16 protein-coding genes are annotated in these 22,569 nt (G+C 49.3%); 14 read left to right on the top strand and 2 right to left on the bottom strand.

Going from position 1 to position 22,569, the window contains the following annotated elements:
* Position 1: 1 nt before the first annotated feature.
* Positions 2-376: an acetone carboxylase subunit gamma gene (locus tag QF669_07210; protein ID MDP6457219.1), complete on the bottom strand. Its 375-nt coding sequence runs from the start codon at positions 374-376 to the stop codon at positions 2-4.
* Positions 377-378: 2 nt separating this feature from the next.
* Positions 379-2,379: a hydantoinase/oxoprolinase family protein gene (locus QF669_07205; protein ID MDP6457218.1), complete on the bottom strand. Its 2,001-nt coding sequence runs from the start codon at positions 2,377-2,379 to the stop codon at positions 379-381.
* Between the two features lie 179 nt (positions 2,380-2,558).
* Here QF669_07205 and QF669_07200 point away from each other — a divergent pair, with 179 nt between their 5' ends.
* The 14 genes from QF669_07200 to QF669_07135 all read left to right on the top strand — a co-directional run bounded on the left by QF669_07200 (position 2,559) and on the right by QF669_07135 (position 22,550).
* Entirely contained in the window at positions 2,559-3,353 is a 795-nt protein-coding gene (locus tag QF669_07200; protein ID MDP6457217.1) for a family 20 glycosylhydrolase, read from the top strand.
* A 71-nt stretch (positions 3,354-3,424) separates the two neighbouring features.
* Positions 3,425-6,409 (top strand): carboxypeptidase regulatory-like domain-containing protein, encoded by a 2,985-nt coding sequence (locus QF669_07195; protein MDP6457216.1) that lies wholly within the window; start codon positions 3,425-3,427, stop codon positions 6,407-6,409.
* 28 nt (positions 6,410-6,437) lie between these two features.
* Entirely contained in the window at positions 6,438-9,065 is a 2,628-nt protein-coding gene (locus QF669_07190) for a FlgD immunoglobulin-like domain containing protein (GenBank protein ID MDP6457215.1), read from the top strand.
* Positions 9,066-9,285: 220 nt separating this feature from the next.
* Positions 9,286-10,491 (top strand): DNA polymerase IV, encoded by a 1,206-nt coding sequence (gene dinB / locus QF669_07185; protein MDP6457214.1) that lies wholly within the window; start codon positions 9,286-9,288, stop codon positions 10,489-10,491.
* Between the two features lie 124 nt (positions 10,492-10,615).
* Positions 10,616-11,017, top strand: a complete 402-nt coding sequence (locus QF669_07180; protein MDP6457213.1) for a single-stranded DNA-binding protein — start codon at positions 10,616-10,618, stop codon at positions 11,015-11,017.
* Positions 11,018-11,105: 88 nt separating this feature from the next.
* The gene (locus QF669_07175) at positions 11,106-11,888 is read left to right on the top strand and encodes a PHP domain-containing protein (protein MDP6457212.1); all 783 of its coding nucleotides are present in this window, start codon (positions 11,106-11,108) and stop codon (positions 11,886-11,888) included.
* A gap of 198 nt (positions 11,889-12,086) precedes the next feature.
* Complete coding sequence (locus tag QF669_07170) at positions 12,087-12,548, top strand: Lrp/AsnC family transcriptional regulator (protein MDP6457211.1); 462 nt, start codon at positions 12,087-12,089, stop codon at positions 12,546-12,548.
* Between the two features lie 10 nt (positions 12,549-12,558).
* On the top strand, positions 12,559-13,695 hold the full coding sequence (locus QF669_07165; GenBank protein ID MDP6457210.1) for an NAD(P)/FAD-dependent oxidoreductase: 1,137 nt from the start codon (positions 12,559-12,561) through the stop codon (positions 13,693-13,695).
* A 213-nt stretch (positions 13,696-13,908) separates the two neighbouring features.
* Positions 13,909-18,372 carry a glutamate synthase large subunit gene (gene gltB / locus QF669_07160; GenBank protein MDP6457209.1) on the top strand — a complete coding sequence of 1,488 codons (4,464 nt, stop codon included), beginning with the start codon at positions 13,909-13,911 and terminating at the stop codon, positions 18,370-18,372.
* A gap of 267 nt (positions 18,373-18,639) precedes the next feature.
* Entirely contained in the window at positions 18,640-19,275 is a 636-nt protein-coding gene (locus QF669_07155; protein MDP6457208.1) for a hypothetical protein, read from the top strand.
* Positions 19,276-19,400: 125 nt separating this feature from the next.
* Positions 19,401-20,585: an ammonium transporter gene (gene amt, locus QF669_07150; protein ID MDP6457207.1), complete on the top strand. Its 1,185-nt coding sequence runs from the start codon at positions 19,401-19,403 to the stop codon at positions 20,583-20,585.
* Positions 20,586-20,606: 21 nt separating this feature from the next.
* Complete coding sequence (locus QF669_07145) at positions 20,607-20,951, top strand: P-II family nitrogen regulator (protein ID MDP6457206.1); 345 nt, start codon at positions 20,607-20,609, stop codon at positions 20,949-20,951.
* Positions 20,952-20,982: 31 nt separating this feature from the next.
* Positions 20,983-22,002 carry a glyceraldehyde 3-phosphate dehydrogenase NAD-binding domain-containing protein gene (locus QF669_07140; protein MDP6457205.1) on the top strand — a complete coding sequence of 340 codons (1,020 nt, stop codon included), beginning with the start codon at positions 20,983-20,985 and terminating at the stop codon, positions 22,000-22,002.
* Positions 21,999-22,550, top strand: a complete 552-nt coding sequence (locus QF669_07135) for a glyceraldehyde 3-phosphate dehydrogenase NAD-binding domain-containing protein (protein ID MDP6457204.1) — start codon at positions 21,999-22,001, stop codon at positions 22,548-22,550. Before QF669_07140 ends, QF669_07135 begins: the two co-directional genes overlap by 4 nt.
* The last annotated feature ends 19 nt before the right edge of the window (positions 22,551-22,569 follow it).

Genomic DNA, 22,569 nt, shown 5'->3' with positions numbered 1-22,569 from the left:
CTCATGTTATCACCTTTAGTCTTTTATCAACAATTGCCATTTCGCCGCTGTCCAGTCTTCCTTTCAGACTGTCAACATCAATTTCAATATCATGGGTGATCGGATGTCCGAGCGGCAGGTATTCGGTCTCGATTTGAGTGCCACATTCTGGACAATAGAACTCGATAATGCGCACCCATTCGGGGTCTGGGGCAAAGTTATACTCTGCCTCAAAAACAGGATTGTGAATTTCCCGTGGGTCTCTACTGTAAACAAGGCAACCCTTTTTGTAATTGGATTGGGCATCAATGAGCTTATTATCGCATCTACTGCAATGCCATTGATTCTCATCTATGTCCATTTCTAAATATTCAGTAATAATAATTTTACGTCCCATATCTAACTCCTTTCCATTGCACCGTTTCCGTAAGCATCCATGGTCAACTGCCACCCTTGCGATACAACATAAGTTGTATCACTTCCCTCCAAAACAGCAGGGCCTGCCACAACATTGCCAGCTTTTAGTTTGTTCCATTCATATATTCTGGAGACCACTTTGTCTGAACCTCTAGAAATTTTCCGTTCCCCTTTTAAAGCGATTTTGGAGTTTTTTCCTTTAATTGAGGATTTTTCCGGTTGCACTTTAGTTACCGGTACTTTAGAACGCAATTTGAGTACTTCAATAACCAGATCTGTGGAACTGGCGTCCTTCCCCGCATTAATAAAACTTTCGCCAATTATATCATTTATGCCTTTCTCTGTCATGTCGGACTCTTTCCATGTGGAACTGGAGAAACGAATTATACTTTCGGAATCTTTTTTGTTATAAAGAGTAAAATCCAATTCGGATTCCATGGCTGTTACCTCGAAACCTTCACCTTCCATATCCCTTTTCGCTTCTTTCAGCATTTCTTCTACGATTTCCGTTAGTGCGTCCCGTTCTTTGATTGAAAGAAAAGGAGAGTATTCGTAAGAATGTGAAACGTCTGATACAGAGGAACCAAAGGCGCTCAATACGGATCCTAAAGAAAAAACGTGGTTTTTTTCAATTCCGGACTTTTGGGCAACTTCACATCCGAGGATAGCTCCATTACCTCCGAAAGCAAAAAGCACAAAATCCGAAGATATTTTTCCGGTTTTTTTGACAAGTTCGATGACTTCTTCCGCGATCATTTCAGTCGCTTTATTGATAATTTCGCTTGCAGCATTTTCTACGTTTATTCCAAGTGGGTCAGCAACTTTTTCTTTGAGAATGTTTTCCGCTTTTTCTTGACTAATTTCCTTTTTGCCACCCGAAAAGTATTCCGCATTTAGATAACCGCTCACCAGACACGCATCGGTCAAGGTGGCTTCAGTTCCGCCAAGATCATAACAAGCAGGACCAGGGTAAGCGCCCATACTTTCCGGCCCTAATTGAAGTTCTCCCTCCACGACTTTGGCCACCGTCCCACCGCCAAGGGCGATGCTTTTCAAATTTAGCATGGCTTGTTTTAGAGGAACTCCCAGGAAATCTGGATCACGAGTCATAGCCGGTCGGAAATCTTCGATCAAACCAATCTTAGAAGTTGTTCCACCCACATCCAAGGTGATGACCTTGGAAAATTCGTAAACATTTGCCCAATAGTCTCCAGCATGAATTCCAAAGACCGGTCCGGATTCAATTGTGTCTACAGGTTTTGTTTTCGATACCCTGGTGACCCCCCCATTAGTATGTCCGAGCAGAAGTGGCTTGGTAAAACCCTGCTCTCGCAATTCGTCTTCAGCCTTGAACATAGACTGGGCAAGCGGTCCGTGTACATAAGAGTTCAACAACGCCATGTGCGTGCGGGTCATATCGTCGGGATGTTTGCATATATCACCACCCAGCAAGAGAGGAACATGTCCAAGATAATGATCGGGGAACTGCTCTTCGATAATATCCTTAATATTGATTTCATCATCGTTTTTGAGAGCGTCCTTCAGGCTAATGCAAATGCGGCGCACCCCGCCTTCAAGTAATGCCTTGAGCTTGATTAACAATTCATTCGTATCAACTGGGCAAGTTACTGTATCTACATGCGCCTTCTCAATTAGATGTCCAAAAACCGGATTTTCACCATTCGCGGCATAAAGTGTTTGTTTATTGCCATCAGTCACAAAAAGTCCCATTTTTGGACCTTTCTGTTCTAAAACAACATTGCTGGCCACTGTAGTAGACCAACGGATAATATCCACCTGATCCAAAAAATTCGGCAGATTAGAGAAACCACATTGTTCTGCGCCCTCTTCCATGCATTTCAACCAAGAGACCGTAAGGTCATGCGGAGTCGAGTCTACTTTTACCCGTTGAATCTCCGTACCATTGGTAAAAAGCCCATCAGTAAATGTCCCTCCAGTATCGATATCTATGGTATATCCCATTTGTTAACCTCCATTCCTGTCGAATCTCGCTAGATATATAGCCTCTCTTGGTGAAGAGATGGAACTATGTTAAAGCCTACTGAAAACCCCTCTCGCATGGTAAATGTATACACTTACCAGGATAAAGTCAACTTTTCAATAAATTATATCAGAATGGGTGTCGGTCGGGAGGATCTGATATGGAAGGGAATCCTCTTCCTACTATAGAAGTTATAAAACCTTTGAACGAGGACCAAAAATCCTCTATACTAGGAGGCGAGGCTTGCCAATGGTCCGAATTTGTGGATGGAGAGAATATTGAATCTCGGCTTTGGCCTAGAACAGCAGCTATAGCAGAAAAATTATGGTCTCCAAAAAGCTTAACTAACGATGTAGAGGATATGTACCGCCGCTTAAATTATTTATCGGACCTACTTACCCATGAAGGCTCCAAACATGCTACATATTATGACCATCAATTAGCACGTATTGCAGGCCCCAAAGCTTTGCCACAGGTGAAAAAAATAACAGATTTTCTACAAGAGGTGACCTATCATGGTCGGATGCCCGCTTTATTAGCCTTGGAGGAGCTGTATTTACCGGATTATGCGCTAGATCGATTAGTGGACGCCGTTCGACCAGAGAGTATGGAAGCTAAATACTTCAACCAAAAGGTTAAAACCTCTGTTGCTACACCTAATGATGAATTGGAAAATGAAATTCGGTCTCAGCTCCTGATTTGGAAAAATAATCATCAAGCTTTGAGCCCCTATTTTAAGGAATCCGAAAAATTGAAAGATATGGAATTGCTGTCAGCAACTTTATCTGAAGTATCTACCAAATTATTAAAGCAATTGGATGGTGGAGTAATTTCAAGGGATGAATTACTAGAGCAAATCGCGGAATTAGAAAGTGGAGAACAGGGCTTAGTTTTTGGTGCTACAGAGGGTTTACGAGATTTGACTTTGGCTGCATCAAATAGTAAATTGGACTGAAATGCAGCCATTTACCTGCTAGGACTCCACTGGCAGTTGCTAACCTGTGTCAAACAGGGAAAGTGAGAGATATGATGCGTAGTTATTCTTTTTGTCTGTTCTTTTTTTCTCTTCTAACATACTCAACCGCTGCCAGCACCCCGGATCGACACCCGGTCAGGGACGCCGCACTTCAGCTTGAAAGAGTGAGCGGACAGCGCCAGGCTCTGATGGATCATCAGGCCGAGCAAGAGCGCCGAATGATTGAGGCGAGCAAGAGGAGTGCCGCGGCGCGGGAGGAGGAGCGTGCCGGTCGATTCGTCCAGAAGCCTTCAGTGTATCAGCTCTCCGGGAGTGCATCGATTGAAGGGGTCGTATCCGATGACGACGGTAACCCCATTGCGGAGATAGACGTGTCCGTGGAATCGATGGAGGGCCACGGCGGAAGCTGGACTACTACAGACGCCGACGGTTTCTATCAGCTGACCGTTACCGCTGGCAGAAATCGTCTCTGGCTGGACAGCGGCGATCTCATCCCTGATTACATGTCCCCGCGGGATAAAGAAGTCCGTGCGGAAGAGGGCGCCACAGTTGTTGTCGATTTCGCTCTATACGTCACCGATACTACCATCATCGGAGTGGTCATGCTGGATGATTCTCCGTTAGTTGATGTTAGTATATCGGCAGACGGTTCCACCGGCTGGACGAACACGTCCTCTCAATCAGACGGAACATTCACGCTTGATGTGGCCAGCGAGGCCGACGCCAGCGGGGGATACGCCATCTGGGTGGACACATGGAACCTGACACAGGCGGCCCATTATGAGGAGAACTATAGAGGCGTCGTTTCCGGCACCGCCAATCTTACGATCCAGCTTCGATCTCCATCGGCGTGGGTGGAAGGAAAGGTGACCGATGAGGACGCTAACCCGCTTGCGGATATCCGGGTGGACGCGAATCAGCATAGTACAGGCAATCACGCTGAAGCTTACACAGATGCCGACGGCTATTTCAAACTCGGTGTGATTAAAGGACGGTGGTGGGTCCAGCCGGACAGCTGGTACACAATTCCTGAATACCTTGTACCTCATGGGGAGGAAGTGGCCATCGATGAAGGCGCGACAGTGACGCAAGATTTTGTCGCCTATTCTGCCGATGCCACCATAAGCGGCACCGTTCATTACGAAGGGGTGCCTCTCTTTGAGCCTTTCTCAATCGGGGTGCATAGTGAACTGGGCTGGACCGAAACGAAGTCGAGAGAGGACGGCACCTATCTCCTGCCCGTGGCCAGCGAGGCCGACACCGAGGGGGGCTACAGCGTATGGCTGAACAACTGGTCACTGCCTCCCGATCTGATCGTTCAGGAGAACTATAACGATGTCATGTCCGGAGCGACAGATATCGATTTTCATGTTGTTCCTCCAACATCCCGGATTGAAGGGAAAGTGGCGGATGAATCGGGGGATCCGATACCCAATGTCCGGGTGTGGGCCAATCGTGAGGATGGCGGAGGCGCCGGTGCCGGGGCCATGACTGACGCTTCCGGGTTCTTCTCAATCGGCGTCATGCACGGCCGCTGGCGGATCGGTGTGGACGGTGGGTACCTGAGACCCGACTATCTCACTCCCAATGATAAAGTTGTGCGCGTAGAGGAGTCCGCCACAGTGACGGTGGATATGACTGTCTACTCGACAGATGCTTCTATCACGGGTACCGTTACACTGGACGGAGCGCCTGTCGCCGGTTTGGGAGTGGAGACGCGCAGCCGTCTGGGGCGGACGCAGACGGTGACGGATCACAACGGTTCCTATACTCTCTCCGTTGCAAGCGCGGCTGATAGTGAAGGAGGCTATCACGTATGGCTCTACGATTTGGAGTTAGCCGAAAAGGTGTTTATTCTCAATGTCTACTACAATCTCCCGTCCAATTCCAGCGGCATTAATTTTCGTCTCACCTACGCCAATGCGTGGGTAGAAGGCAAAGTGCTGGACGATGACGATACCCCTATCACTGACGTGACAGTGTATGTCAATTCCGATGTGTCTCCCTGGAATCAAGCTCAGATCAAGACCGATGAGCTCGGATACTACAAAGTGGGTGTGGTTGAAGGGGAGTGGCACGTGCGTGTCGATGTCTGGGGACTGATACCTCATTACATGGCTTCCCGGGATACGGTGCTGTTCGTGGCCGAAGGAGCCACGGAAATGGTGGATCTATCAGCGTACAAAGCAGATGCCACTATCACGGGTACGGTCTACCTCGATGAATCTCCTATCAGGGAGATTGGCATTCAGGCCAACGCCCCTTTGGGATGGACGGAAACAAAGTCAACTGAAGACGGTAGCTACACACTCTCGGTGGCCAGTGAAGCCGATACGGATATGGGCTATTCGGTCTCGCTCCACGATTGGGAACTGCCTGACAATACCTATGTTGAGAAACGGCATTACGACAATGTCCTGTCCGGATCTTCCGGCATAGAGTTTCACATTCACAAAACGTTGTCGGCTTTTGAGGGGCATGTCTTTTCACTGGCGACGGGTGAGCCGGTGGACAACGGGTGGGTGTGGGCGCGTGACGAAGCAAAAGACTGGGACAGAACTGTGGGGACGCAGCGCAACGGCAAGTTTCGCATGGCCGTTCCCAACGGAACTTACGATATTTTCGCCGGCGCCGGGGGCTATGACGGTCAACTGGTAGAGCGGGATGTAGAGATCTTGGATGAAGTAATGGAGTATAATATCTATCTTGAGGGTGACGGCCCGACTGTCACACTGGATGACGATCCGAGTATGCCGCAATCGTTCGCTCTGCACGCCAACTATCCCAACCCTTTCAACCCCACCACAACCATTCTGTACGATCTACCAGAAGCCGCCACGGTACATCTGGTGATTTACGATGTACTGGGTAAACAGATAAAGACCCTTGTTAATCACTCACAGGATGCTGGTTCTAAGACTGCTATCTGGGATGGTACTGATGGTTTGGGTAGGTCTGTGAGTGCCGGAGTTTACCTGTACCGGATAAAGGCTGGTGAGTTCAGTCAGACGATGAAGATGTTGCTACTGAAATGAAACCGTGAATTAATTAGGGAGAACTAAAATGAAAACAAAGTATTTAGACAACCAATTAACATCGTTTCTGATTCTTGTGTTTCTGATTTTTCCGAACCTCTTAAATTCTCAAAATTCCGACTCAAGGAGATTCATGATTGGTCCAAACGGAAAACATCACGGTATTGCTCAAGATGTTAAAGCTATAGACAACAGATTAGGTGTGAGAATGCGTGAACCTGCTCCATCAGTGAATCGGGGCGGGGATCTGTTTGATTTGAGATGGGCTGATCGAGGAGATGTTGTCAACTTTGGTTTTTCTACTACTACTGAAGGTACAGGGGGTGATTCAATTGCTCAATGGATGGTACCACTGGGCGATGCAAAAGTCCATAAACTTATGTTGTACATAGTGGACTTTGAGGGGTACTTCGAGTTCTTTCTTAACAAATCAAATTATAACGGTGAAGCAGACATATTTGAGTGTGTCGAGGCAAATGGTTGGGTAGGGAAATATGATGCTTCAGGCAACTGGGTGCCCGGTGAAAATGAATGTTTCAGTCAGCCGCCCATCGGTGAAGAGATATGGCCCAAGAGTGCCAGTGGGATAAGAACTAATATTACGTCTGACCATGCAAACAGTTGGGTTGAAATAGATCTTTCTTCTTTTGGTGTTCCTATTCCCGATGTTGGTAGTGATAACTTCTTCATTAATGGTCATGCCGTTAGAACAGCCAACTGGGGTATTGGTGCCCTTAATGATGCCATGACACCTTACCACTCATTCAAATATTACGGAGATGAGGAAAATCCTGGTGGGGCGGCCAATAAACCGGGATGGGTCATTCGTGCTTACAGCTGGGAACTTTATGCCATAGTTGAATACTATACGGACATTCCACCAATAATTTCCAATGTTACGTCTCTAGGTACAGTCCTCTCTTCAGATCCAAGAACCGTATCAGCTAATGTTACAGATTATAATCCTGGTGGCGGGGCTGTGGGAATCTCGAGTGCCACGCTCCACTATACTATTGACTGGTGGGAAGAGCATGAAGTTCCTATGACTTTGTCTGGTGATGCTTACACCGGCACGATTCCTGGCCAGTCTCATACTACCCATGTGGACTACTACGTCTCGGCTACAGATGTGGAAGGTAATACATCAACAAGCCGACCGCACGAGTATCGAGTATTTGTTCCCAGTGCTCCCGTATTGCTGGTTGACAACCAATGGGTGGAGGAACCAGATCTTTGGTTCAATCAGCCTATAGAAGAACTTTATGGTATATCTATTGATTATGATTTATGGGAGCCTTGGTCTTATGGCAGGGGAACCTATGACCTGTTCAAGAACTATGACATCATCATTGAGATGGGCACGCCTGGTTTAGATGTGTGTTCTGACACATCCGGCCTCGCAAGTTGGCTGAATGAAGGAAACAAGAATCTGATTATTACCGGAGATGATTGGTTTTGGGTTTGTATTAAAGGTGAGACAGAAAGAGTTACCTTCAAATCAGGAGATTTTGCCTGGGACTATCTTGGGATAGGTGCAACTGATCAAGATTTTCAGTTAGACGAAAATGATGATAGTTGGCAAGAAGGGATTGCAAGGATGAATCCTATCGAGAATAATGCTATATCGGGAGAGCTCTATTCATTTCTCAATACGAACAATCTTGTTCTTAACCATGACCCTGGGTATGAAACTGGGTACCAGAATTGGATAGATGGTGTTGAACTGCGTGATTCTAATGTAAATGTTGCCTTTAAAACCTATAAAGGGCAGGTGGACGCTTTGACCGGTGCCGTATCTGATGAAATTGAGCACATAACGGGCATCTATTCTCATACAGCCACAGGTAGTAAGGTCGCTTTTTTCGGCTTTGATGTTCGTGCCTTAAATACATCTCAAGTCGGCTCAGCTGTAGATCATTCTACAGGATACAACCGTATTAGAACGACAAAATATTCACCAATAGTTCGATCCTTAGACTGGATGAAATCCTTACCCCCAAGTTCATTCGAGCTTGTATATCCTTATGATAATACAGTTGTCGAAATAACCCGCCAGAATAACTGGGCAGATACCCTTTATTTCGCATGGGAACCATCCGTCGATCCACATGGAGGTGATGTTGTATATAGACGTGAGCTATCTGGCGACCTGCTGAACTTTGCCTTAATGACCAATAATCATATGACCAGTAATATGTACAAGATACCCTTCCATCATATTGAACACTATATGCACACAGAAGGGATTGAGAGCGCAACAGGAACTTGGACTGTAATAGCAGATGGGGGATCAAAACGAACGTATGCATCAAATGGACCGATCACCCTTACCATAGATGCGAGTTCCGTGAGCACCGAAGAGTCTGGAATCATTCCTGATGTTTTTGCCTTACACGCCAACTATCCCAATCCTTTCAATCCCAGCACTGCAATCACCTATGATTTACCAGAAGCCGCCACGGTTCATCTGGTGATCTATGATTTACTGGGTAAACAGATAAAGACCCTTGTGAATCAGTCACAGGATGCTGGTTCTAAGACTGCTGTCTGGGATGGTACTGATAACTTAGGTAGACAAGTCAGTGCTGGTCTGTATATCTATAGAATCAAGGCGGGCAGTTATTCTAAAACGATGAAGATGGTGCTGTTGAAATAAGGTCGATTGCTGGGAGGATTTTTACCTATCCCCCCTCTTTTTTGTTGATCTATACGCCTTTTGTATGCTATACTTGCGAAAGAAGAAGCGGCCAGTAATGAATGATAAGTAAGGAGCAACCCTTTTGAGACTAACCTCAGGGACTCTTTAAGGAACTTGCTGACTTTTGGAAAACCTTATCTCAGTGTGACTGACGGGGCGGAGCCATAACCAGACTGAAATGATTGCTCACATCGATATGGACTGTTTCTTCGTGGCCGTGGAGCGGCTAAAGGATCCCTCCTTGAGAGGGAAGCCGGTGGCGGTGGGAGGAGACCCCGATAGAGGCCGATCGGTGGTGACGTCCGCTTCTTATGAAGCGAGAGAGTACGGCGTCCATTCGGCTATGCCCATGGCGGTGGCGCTGCGGCTCTGTCCCGATCTTGTGGTGGCGCCGCTGGACTTTGATCTGTACGATCAGTATCACTTTAAGGTAAAGGAGGTGCTTCAGTCGTTTTCGCCATTGGTGGAGATGACCTCTATTGACGAAGGGTACGTGGACCTCACCGGCACGGAACGGCTGTGGGGTGATCCCATGGGGACGGGGGAGCGGCTCCGCTGGACCGTGAAGCAGGCGACTCGGCTCGATTGTACGGTGGGCGTGGCGCAGAATAAACTGATGGCAAAGATCGCTTCCAACGAGGCTAAGCCCAATGGACTCCTCCACATCCCGCCGGGCCGGGAGGAACTCTTCCTGGCGCCACTTCCAGTGGAGATTATCCCCGGTGTGGGAGAAAAAATGTCTGCTACGTTGAGGGATTTCGGGCTGGAAACGGTAGGGCAGATCGCCGCGGCGGGAGGGTCTCTCATGGAAGCAGCTTTTGGTCTCTATGGAAAGTACCTCTGGCGCGCCGCCTGTGGAGAGGGTGGTAGCGACCTCACGCCGGAGTGGGAACGGAAGTCCATTAGCAAGGAGACCACCTTCTGCACCGACACCACTGACTGGCGCTACCTTGCGGCCGTCCTCCACTACCTTACGGAAAAAGTGTGCCGCCGCCTGCGCCAAGAGGGCAAAGCCGCCCGCACTGTGAACGTCAAGATTCGCTACGAAGATTTCGAGACTCTCGACCGCTCCCGTACCCTCCCTCAGCCGAATAACCGGGACGATGCTCTATACTCTGTGGCTGACGACTTAATGAAAAAAGCCATCACTCGCCGGGTAGGCATCCGCCTCATCGGTGTAGGACTTTCCAATCTGACGCCTTGTTATCATCAGGTGAATCTCTTTGATGAAGGGGCGTGGCTGAAAGGGCGGCGGCGGCTTGAGGCGGTGGACAAAACGCGGCGGCGGTTTGGGTTTGATTCGGTGTTGCGAGGAGAGGCCGTTTATCTTATAAACTGTGCAAGTTCCTACGGGATGTCATATGCTGTAAAAGGACAACCGTGAGGACAACTTCTTGTATGAAAATGATGTTGTTGAGGAAAATAAATCTCTTGACTTAATCTACTCCCGTCTCCATATTCCTTGGCGGGAGGTAATTAACCTATAACATGAAAAGGGAGGTAATACAATGCAAAAAGGAAGCGTCAATCGTGCGATTATAGTAGGGCATCTTGGAGGCGATCCGGATAGCCGCTACACACCATCGGGCACCGCCGTGGCGAACTTCAATGTTGCCACAAATGAAAGCCGCCGCAACAGTGATGGTGAGTACGAGGACCACACCGAGTGGCACCGCTGCGTCCTGTTCGGCAAGTCGGCCGAGACCGCCAGCCAGTACCTGAAGAAGGGTCAGATGGTTTACGTGGAAGGGAGACTGAAGACCCGCTCCTGGGAAGATAAGGACGGTGTCAAGCGGACTACCACGGAAGTACACGGTGACATGTTTACTATGTTAGGCAAAAAGCCGGTCACTGCCGGCAACTCCCCTGAAGGGGACGCGGCTCCGGACGACGAAGATCTGCCGTTTTAACACGGGTATTTAACTCATCAGAAACAGCCGCTGATTGAGAAAAACAGTCTGAACAGGGCTCTTTTTCGTCTTTCTGTATACACCTTTTGTGTGTGATAAGCCGCTAGTTATCTGCAAGAGTCACTACACTTTTTTGGAGGGGATTCATTCCATTCCCGAGCTGGTGGAGTTTGCTGTGGAGTATGACGTGAAGGCGCTCTGTCTCGCGGATAGAGACGGTTTTTACGGCGTGGTGGAGTTTTATCTTTGCTGCCGTGAGGCGGGGATTCAGCCGCTGGTGGGGGTGGAACTGACTCAAGAGAAGAAGCGTGTGATCGTTATTGTCCGGAATCGTGAAGGCTACGAGGAACTGTCTGAGATCATCACCCGGCGCCAGCTCAAGGAGTTCCATTTGGAGGACGACCTGCCCCTCAACTCCCCCAACCTTCTCACACTTTGCGATGACGCCTTCCTGCTGCAGCGGTGGCTTCGGAACGGTTCGTCGCAGAGGCGGGAGAGTCACGACAGTCTCATGCTCGGTCTGCCTCTATCGGACAGGAACGCCTTTCGCAGGGTGCTGAATCTCATGGCGCGCCGGTCTGACCTGCCGCGCATTCCCGCCGTCCCCTTCGTGCGGCTGAATCTTTTCGGCGCGCAAGATGTACCGCTCTACAAAGTATTGAGGGCTATCAATCTCGGATGTACCGTGGAGACGCTGCCGCAGGAGGAGGCGTACGTCTGGGAGAGAGGTGAGTCAGCCACCGCTGTGCTCCATTGTTCAGAGACCATCTCCTACGAGCCGGTCTTGGAAGCGGCCGATGTGGCAAAACTGTGTGATCTGCGTATTGATCTTGGACGCTGTCACTTGCCGAAATTTGTACCGGCGGTGTAGCTTGAGTACTCTTACCAGGAGTGCAACAATGGAGTTCCGACTTGTCGGAGGAGTTGTGGTAGATCGGGAGTAAACGGACAGCCCATTGGACGTTCTGCCAAGACTTGAGGCGAGGCCGATACGTCTCGCCTTAATTTTTTAGGGAATGGCCCTCGTACTCCTAAATAATGCTTGTACCGTTCAGCCGTATCCGCTATAATGAGGCAGATGATGATGGATGAGAAAGACCAGATTATTCTCAATCTGCTCCAGAACGACGGTCGCATGACTGCCAAGGATGTGGCAGAACATGTACATCTGTCCGTACCTGCCGTTACCGAGCGGATTAGGAAGTTAGTGGATGAAGGCATCATTCGGGAGTTCAGGGCCGTGGTCAATTCCAAGAAAATAGGATATGACGTAACAGCGTTTCTTCTTGTGGATATGTCATCATCGGACCATTACGGTGATCTGGTGGAAAGTGCCGCGAGGGCGGAGGAAGTGTTGGAGTGCCACTCTATCACTGGGGAAGGATCTCACATTCTGAAGGTGCGAGTCCGTGACACTTCATCGTTGGAAAATCTGTTGCGGGAGATACAGTCGTGGCCCGGCGTCATCCGCACTCACACCATGATCGTCATGTCCACCTACAAAGAAAACACCCAGCTGGCTCTTCACTGAATCGTGTCTCATGGATGTTGATTACGACGTCGTGATCATAGGCGCCGGCGTGGTAGGATTGGCTGTGGCAAGAGCCTTGGCCGACAGAAAGTTCGATTCAGTCTTGATCGTTGAGCGGGAAGACGGTTTCGGTAAAGGGACATCGAGCCGCAACAGCGAGGTGATTCACTCCGGTATCTATTACCCCACCAATTCGCTGAAAGCGCGCTACTGCCGCCTGGGGCGCGAGCTGATCTACCCCTTCTGCCGCGCAAACGACGTCTGGCACAGCCGGTGCGGCAAATTGGTGGTGGCGCAGAAGGGACAGGAAGACGATCTGGACAGACTGTACCGCCAGGCGCAGGCCAATGAAGTGCCGGAGGTAGTTCTCATGAGCCGCAAGGAGATAGTGACGGTTGAACCGGAAGTTTCAGCCGAGGCGGCCCTATTTGTAGGATGTACCGGCATCGTCTCAGCCCATGAACTGATGGCGGCTTTTCATCGCTATTCAGCGGAGGCGGACCACGATCTGTTGATCAAGGCGGCGGTGGTGGGGGCTGATCCTGAAGGCGACCATTACGCCCTTTCCGTTCACGGCCCCGGTGACGCTTCCTATCAGGTGACAACCCGCTGGGTGGTAAACGCCGCCGGCCTTCATAGCGACGGCGTGGCACAATTCCTGTGGGGTTCGGACAAGAAAGATCGCCCCGTTTTGCGCTTTTCGAAGGGGTCCTACTTCAAGCTCACTCCCAGATGGCGCCACCGTATTCAGCATCTTATCTACCCTCTTCCAGATCCGGTTCACGACTCCCTCGGCATCCACCTCAGCTTTGATCAGGGGGGTGATGTAAAGCTGGGACCCAGCGCTGAATGGCTTGAGGAGCGGGAGGAGGATTACGTCGTTCGGGAGAAAGACCACGATATGTTCTATACAGATGTGAAGCAATATCTGCCGGCTCTGGAGCGGGAGGACTTGAGTCCGGACTTTGCCGGCATAAGGCCGAAGCTTGCTGATGCAGACGACGGCCCCTCCGACTACTACATCAGGCACGAGAAAGATTCGGGCTATCCCGGCTGGATCAACCTCATCGGCATTGACTCTCCCGGCCTGACAGCCGCCATTGCCATCGGGGAGGATGTGGCGGGGTGGATTGCGGAAGGCCGATGACGGAAATCATGGACTGTTTGTTCTACAATCGTTCCATTCCTAAGCTTACTGGTTCACCTCACGGACATGACCGTGTTCTGATGGGCCCGCGTATTTTCTCTACCTTTTCGACGGTTCACCACTTATATTATCTTCTGTCGTGAGGTAAAGTCTAAACCCCTTTGCGGGGCGGTTTAGTACAGTTCCCGAACAAAACAGGTTCCTAGAGTCGTGATGGATTCTTCAAAATATCCACTGGTAGATGTGTCTGCATTCCACGATGCGTGCGGCACCGGATTTATTGCGGAAGTGTCCGGAGAGCCGAGCCGGCGCGTGGTGACATTGGCTATCAGCGCCCTCAAGAGACTGGCTCACCGCGGTGCCACGGGTGCGGACAAAAGGACGGGAGACGGTGCCGGCATCCTCACGGACATTCCTCAAGACTTCTTCTCCAGGATTGTAACGCAAGACTTCGGCAACTCTCTGGCAGAGGATGAAGCGCTGGCTGTGGCAATGGTGTTTGCCGCCCGGACCGAGGTTGTACTGGTGGAAAAGATGTTCCAATCAATGACGACTCAGTATAAGATGAGATACATCAGCAAGCGCGAAGTACCGACCAATCGGGACGCATTAGGAGAAACGGCTAAGTCTTCCTGCCCCGCTATTTTCCAGTTTTTGTTTGCCTGTCCTGAAGATGGAGCGCGCTCTGTGGAGGCGGGATTATACCTCTTGCGCAAGGCGATTGAAAAAGAGCTGACGAGGAAAAGAGCGCAAAGCTTTATCTGCTCCATCTCATCAAAGACGATTGTCTATAAGGGATTAATGACGTCATCGCAGATTGATCATTTTTATCTCGATTTGATTGAGCCTGACTACGTGGCCAAGGTCGCCCTCTTCCATGAGCGGTTCTCCACCAACACCATCTCCACCTGGGCCATGGCTCAGCCGTTCAGATTCACTGCGCACAACGGTGAAATCAACACCATCAAGGGAAATCGCCTCTGGATGCAGGCGCGGGAAGGGGAGATGACGTCTGCCTACTGGGGGGATGATCTTGAAACATTGAAACCGATCATTGCCCATGAAGGCAGCGATTCCTGCAGTCTGGATAATACGCTAGAATTCTTGTGTTACAGCGGGCGGACCCTCTTTCACAACCTGATGATGTTGGTTCCAGAACCTTATCTGGACAGTCCCAATATGTCCCGTGCCCTGAAGGACTTTTACATCTATCACGAAAACCTTGTGGAGCCGTGGGACGGTCCGGCGGCCCTGGTCTTCACCGATGGCGACTATGTGGGGGCCAAGCTTGACCGTAACGGTCTCAGGCCGCTGCGTTATACCTTAACGAAAGATGGGCTTGTCATCATGGCTTCCGAAGCGGGAGTTGTCGATGTGGAAACTGACAACCTCATCCTCCACCACCACATGACCTCTGGTGAAATCTTTGCCGTGGCGCTGGACGGCAGTGGAATTCTGGAAGACGAACAGATCAAGAGGGAAGTTTCCGAAGCGGCTCCCTATTCTTCTCTCTTGGAAAATAACTTCAAGGTTGTCAGACGGAAGGACGATGAGGAGGAGTTTGGAGAATTTGCCCTCCCACAAGACGGTTTTGATCAGCGATTACGCTTCGCCTTGGGATGGAACAGGGAAGATCTGAGCCGCTTTCTCATTCCTATGGCAGAGACCGGAAGGGAGCCCATCGGCTCCATGGGTGATGACACGCCTCCGGCGCTCCTCTCGAAACACGATCACCGTTTCTACGACTATTTCAAGCAGAGCTTTGCTCAGGTGACGAATCCACCTATCGATTCCATCCGGGAGAGATTTGTCATGAGCCTGTTCAAGTATATGGGCAGTGAGGAGAATCTGCTGGCGAAGCGACCGCGCTTCAACGGCGCCATCCGCATCAAAAGCCCCGTCCTCTCTCCGCGGGAGACGCGCATACTGATGGAAAATATCTCGTGGTTTCCCTACACAAGAATGCTGTGTCATCTGCCCCTCGATGGTGATTTCGAGGACTATCTTGAAAAGATGAAAAACACCAGCGAGGAGGCCGTTCTCAGCGGCAGTAAAATTATTTTCTTAAGTGACGAACATATCCGCCGCGACCTGCTTCCCATTCCCATGGCTCTTATGGTGTCAACGATCCATCACCACCTTATTGATAAAAAAATCAGGAGTAAAGTCTCCCTTGTCTGTCTCACGGGGGATGTGGTGGAGGATCATCACGTAGCATGCCTCATCGGTTTTGGCGCCAGCGCCGTTTACCCCTACATGGCCTATGAGTTGATCCGGGAGCACTTTGCTTCTGCTGATTGGCCGAAGATGATGAGCAACTACCGCTATGCTCTGGAAAAGGGCTTGCTCAAGATTATGTCGAAGATGGGCATTTCTACCATCAGCAGTTATCACGGCAGTATGCTCTTTCACGGTATCGGGCTATCGCAGCGTTTTCTTAACAGTTATTTCCCTTCTATCGGATGCGATACGGGGGGGATCGATCTGCCGCAGATCAAACAGCGGCTTGTTGAAAGGAACAGTTTTGCCTTTGCCGGTGATGATCCCCGGCTGGAGGGGAAAGGCTTCTTCCGTTACCGTAAAGGAGGGGAAGAACACGGCTTCGCTCCGGCACATTTCAAGCTGATACATAAGTTAGCTGCGGGAGACCGGACGAACGGCACGGTCGCCAGAGAGCCCGTCTATCTGAGGGATCTTTTAGAAATCAGAAAAGGTGAGGCTGTTCCGTTAGCTCAGGTGGAAGAGGTCTCTGAGATCTGCAAGCGGTTCGGCGCCAGCGCCATTTCGTTTGGTGCCATCTCAGATGAGGCCCATCGCACGCTGGCAAAGGGGATGCATCTCACTGGTGGACGGAGTAACACCGGCGAGGGCGGCGAGGCGCCAGACCGTTATGCACATGGCAGTCCGGACAGAGATGCTAACTGCTACGTGAAGCAGGTGGCCAGCGGCCGCTTCGGCGTTACAATCGATTATATCCGTGCGGGCAAGGAGCTTCAAATCAAGATGGCTCAAGGCTCCAAGCCGGGAGAGGGGGGGCAACTCCCCGGTCACAAAGTGACGGTGCAGATAGCGGGCGCTCGTTCTTCCACACCCGGTGTACCGCTCATCTCGCCACCGCCGCACCACGACATCTACAGCATTGAAGACATTGCTCAACTCATCTACGATTTGAAGCAGGCGAATCCACAGGGCAAAGTTTCTGTTAAATTAGTCTCGCAGCCGGGCGTCGGCATTGTGGCGTCCGGCGTGGTGAAGGCCGGGGCGGACGTAGTCCTCATCTCGGGCGGGGATGGAGGGACGGGAGCAAGTCCCCTCGGGTCTATCAAACATACTGGCCTTCCGTGGGAGCTCGGTCTGGCGGAGACGCACCAGACTCTCATGTCGAATGGGTTGCGCTACCGCACCGTCCTGCGGGTGGACGGCGGTCTGAAGAGGGGGCGCGACGTTATCATGGCGGCTCTGTTAGGAGCGGGAGAGTTTGACTTCGGCACATCGGCTCTTGTGGCTATCGGATGTGTCATGGCGCGGCAGTGTCACCTCAACACCTGCCCGGCGGGGATTGCCACACAGGATGAGAAACTGCGGCAGAAGTTCAAAGGGAAACCGGAACAGCTGGCGAACTATTTGACCAGTGTAGCGGAGGAAGTGAGAAATCTTTTGAGCGGGATGGGATTTTATTCGCTGGAGGATATCGTTGGGCGGACAGACCTCCTTGCGCAGAATTCTCAGTTCGAGTTGTACATTGCTGAGAAGGGAATTGATCTGACGGCTATTTTGAATCCGGACGCGCCTGAAGGTCTGCCTGTGGACACGGGTGTGAAGCTGAAGCCCGCCGCTGTAAGACAGAAACCGCACATTGATGAAGAGGTGATGGAGGAGATTCGGCCCGCCATCATGACGCACGGGCATGTGGTTGTCCGCAGAACGATCAGGAACACTGATAGGGCTATCGGGACGCGTCTATCGGGAGAGCTGGCATTTCTGTACGGCGGAGGTCATTACCACGGCAACATTCAGTATCAGTTGCGTGGTGCGGCGGGGCAGGGTTTCGGCGCCTTTCTCACGGTCGGGATTGAGCTGCGCCTGCGGGGGGTAGCCAATGACTACGTCGGCAAGGGAATGAGCGGCGGCATCATCAGCATCCGAATGCCGAAGAAAATCCGCGCCCGCAAGAAAAGTCACACAGTTATCGGGAACGTTGTGCTCTATGGCGCTACTGGCGGGAAGCTTCTGGTGGCCGGAAGAGGCGGGGAACGATTCGCCGTCCGCAACAGCGGCGCCGCTGCTGTGGTTGAAGGAGTGGGGAATCACTGCTGTGAATATATGACCCGGGGGACTGTCATTGTGCTGGGTGAGTTCGGCCGCAACTTTGGCGCCGGCATGACAGGTGGAGTCGCTTTTGTGTACCGTGCATCTGCAGACACACTCGAGAATCTCAACAGAGATTTCGTTAGAACGGCGTCTCTCTCTCAGGCTGACGAGGGGTTGGTGCGAAGGCTTCTCCGCAGTCACAAGTTTCATACCGGTTCTGTAACTGCTGATCTGATTCTCAATAATTGGGAAGACAAGAGAAGCCATTTTATGAAAATCGTTCCGTTGGCCTTGGATATCATCGATTTTGAAGAGGTGTATGATCAGCATATTGCGGCCCGGATGGGTGTTCTCCTTAACGAATAAGGCAGGCTGACCAGGCTTATTCCCGCTAAAAAATTGTAACCACCAGCTGCCACTTTAGGAAAACCCTTCCCAGTCTTCCTGTAACTCCATTTCGCCGCCGCTCTCAAGTCTCCTTCCCCGGACTCAACAACACAAAGATCCACATATTTTAAGTTTTATTTATTATAACTTAAATTATTCTTGCATATTTAATATAATGCTTAATAATTTACGGTTGCTCTCGAAGCTATACAGTTAAGTACCATCAACAATACAAGAACAAAAGGAGTGAATAAAGACATGGTAGTTCCAAGATCAATAAGACAGTTTTCAGCGACAGTAGTGGTTGTAGCGCTGAACCTTTCAGCGGTAGCTGCGCAGGTGAGTTTCGGGGCTGACATTGTCAGCCGTTATATCTGGCGCGGCACAGATTATGGCAATGCTGCTGCTGTTCAGCCCACTATTGAAACTTCACTTGGTCCAGTGTCAATTGGTGCTTGGGGATCTTGGTCCATAAGTCCGGGTCCTTTAGATGCCAGTGGAAATGAATGCGATCTGTATGCCTCAACAACTGTAGGACCTGTTGGTCTGACGTTAACAGATTATTTCTTTCCTTCTTATGCAGGTGCAGATTCTCTTTTCAATTTGGATAAGCACATCTTTGAGGTCAGTGCTGGCATGGATGTCGGAACAGTCAGTGTCTTAACAGCAGCTAATGTAAGTGGAGATGACGATAATTCAATCTACCTTGAATTGACATACGGTGCGCTTTCATTGGGATTAGGTAATGGTGCATATAGTACTGATGGCGAATTTGCACCGGTTAGTATTGGTGTCTCTGCCAGTAGAGATAACTTCTCAGCATCGTACATAATTAATCCAGACCAGCAAACATCATTTCTTGTTTTTGGTGTTAGCTTTTAATTGGAGATTAGAGCATGAAAAACAAAAACATATTCTTAGTGGTATTCTTGCTGGGTGGTTCCTCCCTTTTTGCTAACGGTGAACCTACAGCTGCAGATGCCGTCTTTACCATAAATAATACATGGATGCTGGTGGCGACCTTTTTGGTGTTTATCATGCATTTGGGTTTTGCAACCCTGGAGTCCGGTCTTACCCAGGCAAAGAACACAGTTAATATCCTATTCAAGAATGTGAGTATTATTGCTATCGGGATATTGACTTATGCTGTTTGCGGCTTCAACCTTATGTATCCGGGGGAGTTCAACGGATTTTTTGGATTTGCCGGTTTAGGGATCAGTACAGGTGCAGAGGGCTTAACTCCTGCATATAACCCCGGATATACCTATTGGACAGACTTTATCTTTCAAGCTATGTTTGCTGCTACGGCAGCGACGATTGTATCAGGGGCGGTTGCCGAAAGAATCAAGCTTAGCAGCTTTTTAGTATTCTCAACAGTTTATGTCGCCCTTATCTATCCGATTGTAGGTTCTTGGACCTGGGGTGGAGGATGGCTAGCTGATAAAAACTTCCATGATTTTGCAGGCTCAACACTGGTCCACAGTGTCGGTGGATGGGCAGCGCTGGTTGGAGCTTATACACTGGGACCGCGCTTGGGAAAATATTCCAAGAATGGTGTGATTAAACCTATTATGGGTCACAATATGCCTCTTGCAACTATAGGAGTATTTTTATTGTGGTTTGGCTGGTATGGGTTTAACGGCGGATCGGTGCTTTCAGCAGACCCTGGTGCTGTTTCCTTCGTATTTGTTACCACGACGTTAGCTGCTGCCGCAGGCGTGATTGGTGCCATGGGGGCCTCTTGGATTATTTCAAAGAAGCCTGATCTATCCATGATACTTAACGGTTCACTGGCGGGTCTGGTCGGCATTACAGCCGGGGCGGACTGCATTAGCCCCATGTATGCGGTTGTAGTCGGCTTGATAGCCGGAGTCATTGTTGTGGTTGCTGTCATACAGCTAGATAAAATGAAGATCGATGATCCTGTTGGTGCTATTTCGGTTCATTTGGCTTGCGGTATCTGGGGTACGTTGGCTGTTGGCATATTTAGCCCTGATTACCAGCTAGGCACCCAGGCGATAGGTGTTGGAGCTTATGCTCTATTCTGTTTTGTCAGTGCAAACATCATTTTTCAGGTTATAAAACTTGCTCTCGGATTGCGTGTATCAGAGGAAGAAGAAATACTCGGTTTAGATATTGGTGAGCATGATATGGAATCGTATGCTGGCTTTCAGATTTTTACCGTAGAATAAAGAAATTGAAGGAGTAAAATTATGAAATTGATTATAGCAATTATCCAGCCGGAGGAGCTTCCTTATATTAAAGAGGAGCTCTTGAAAAGAGAAATCTACAAGTTCACGGTTACCAATGCCAAAGGGCAGGGGAAAGAGTTCCCAGTCCAGGAAGTATATCGTGGTATTTCACATGAAATTACCCTATTGAAAAAAGTCAGATTGGAAATTGCGGTAAACGATGAATTTGTAGAGTCTACAGTCGAGGCAATAACAAAAGTTGCTAAGAAGGATGGTGATAAGGGACGCGGGAAAATCTTTATCCTGCCCATTGAAGAGTGTATTCGCATACGAACAGGAGAAACCGGTAAAGAGGCGATTGGCTGAGCATTGAATATTTTATAATATAAAGCATGATATGGCAGTTAAAGTTAATATAGGAATCGTTGGTTTCGGACGCATCGGTCGTAATCTATTGCGCCTCGGTTATGACGACCCGCGTTTCAATTTTGTTGGTATCAGCGACTTGGCTGAGCCTGAAGCTCTCTTTTATTTACTGGGGCATGATACAGTATATGGACCTACAGAAACTGAAACAGTACTCGAAGATAATTACATATATTTCGGTGACCAAAAAGTTCGCTTACTACCCGGGGAAGGACCCGGTTCATTGCCTTGGGATGCCCTTGGTGCTGATGTCATCATTGACTGCACCGGCCGTATTTGGCCCCGCACTGATCTGGAAAAATATCTGGATGCCGGAGCAAAACGGGTTATAGTAACCAAACCACCTGAAGATCCTGTAGATCGTATTGTTGTCATGGGATTGAATGATAATGATATTTCAATTAATGATAAAATCGTTTCCCCTTCTTCATCTACGACGCAGGTCCTAGCTCTGATGTTGAATATCCTAGATAATGAATTCGGTCTGGAAAAAGCTATGATGACCTCCGTTCATGCTTATACGTCAGATCAACCTCTAGCTGACAGTGTGCGGTCAGATCTGCGCCGCAGCCGTTCAGCTGTAGAAAATATTATTCCCAACCAGACTCGGTCCCCCCAATTAGTGGAGACCATATTGCCCCATCTCAAAGGAAAAATTGCAGGTATCGCTTTTAACGTCCCCATCCCTGACGGTTCTTGCGTAGATCTTACAACTCAATTACAATCAACACCCTCCGTTGAAGATGTGAATGCAGTAATGAAAGATGTCTCTGAAAATTCCCTATCTGCCATCATCGGTTATACAGATGACCCCATAGTATCCAGCGATGTTGTGGGTGATAGCCATTCGATGATTTTTGATGCCAGGGCAACAATGATTGCTGCAGGAAAATTGCTGAAGACTCTTTGCTGGTATGATGACGGTTATGGATATTCGCAGCGTATTCTTGAGCTCACGAAAGCGTACTGCGACTTGGAAGAAGCCGCATGAGAATAGGAATAAATGGTTTTGGTCGCATTGGCCGTACAGTTTTTCGGATCTTAAATAGACAAAAAGACATTGATGTTGTAGCTATTAATGACCTTGCCAACGACGACGTACTGGCTTATTTACTGAAATACGATACTGTCATGGGGCCATTAAAAGATTCTGTGAGTGTCAAGAACGGGGTCTTAACGACATCTAATCATTCAATTAAAATGCTTAATGAGCACGATCCTTCTGCTCTGCCCTGGACTGAACTGGGAGTAGATGTTGTCGTTGAAGCCACGGGTGTGTTCAGGACACGTGAACAGCTACAATCTCATTTAGATGCTGGCGCAGGACACGTTATTCTTACGGTGCCGGCCAAGGATGAAATTGATTTTACGGTTGTTATAGGGGTAAATGAAGATCGATTGACATCTGAGCATAAAATCATATCCAACGCTTCCTGCACAACAAATTGCCTGGCACCCATGGCCAAAGTGCTGAATGATGCCTTTGGCATAGAATACGGTGTTATTAATACTGTCCATGCCTATACAAATGATCAATGATTAGCTGATGTTCCTCACT

The organism is Candidatus Neomarinimicrobiota bacterium (assembly GCA_030743815.1).
Lineage (GTDB): Bacteria > Fidelibacterota > Marinisomatia > Marinisomatales > S15-B10 > UBA2146.
Note: the sequence above shows the minus strand (reverse complement) of the source record. Positions and strands in the feature narration are given on the sequence as shown.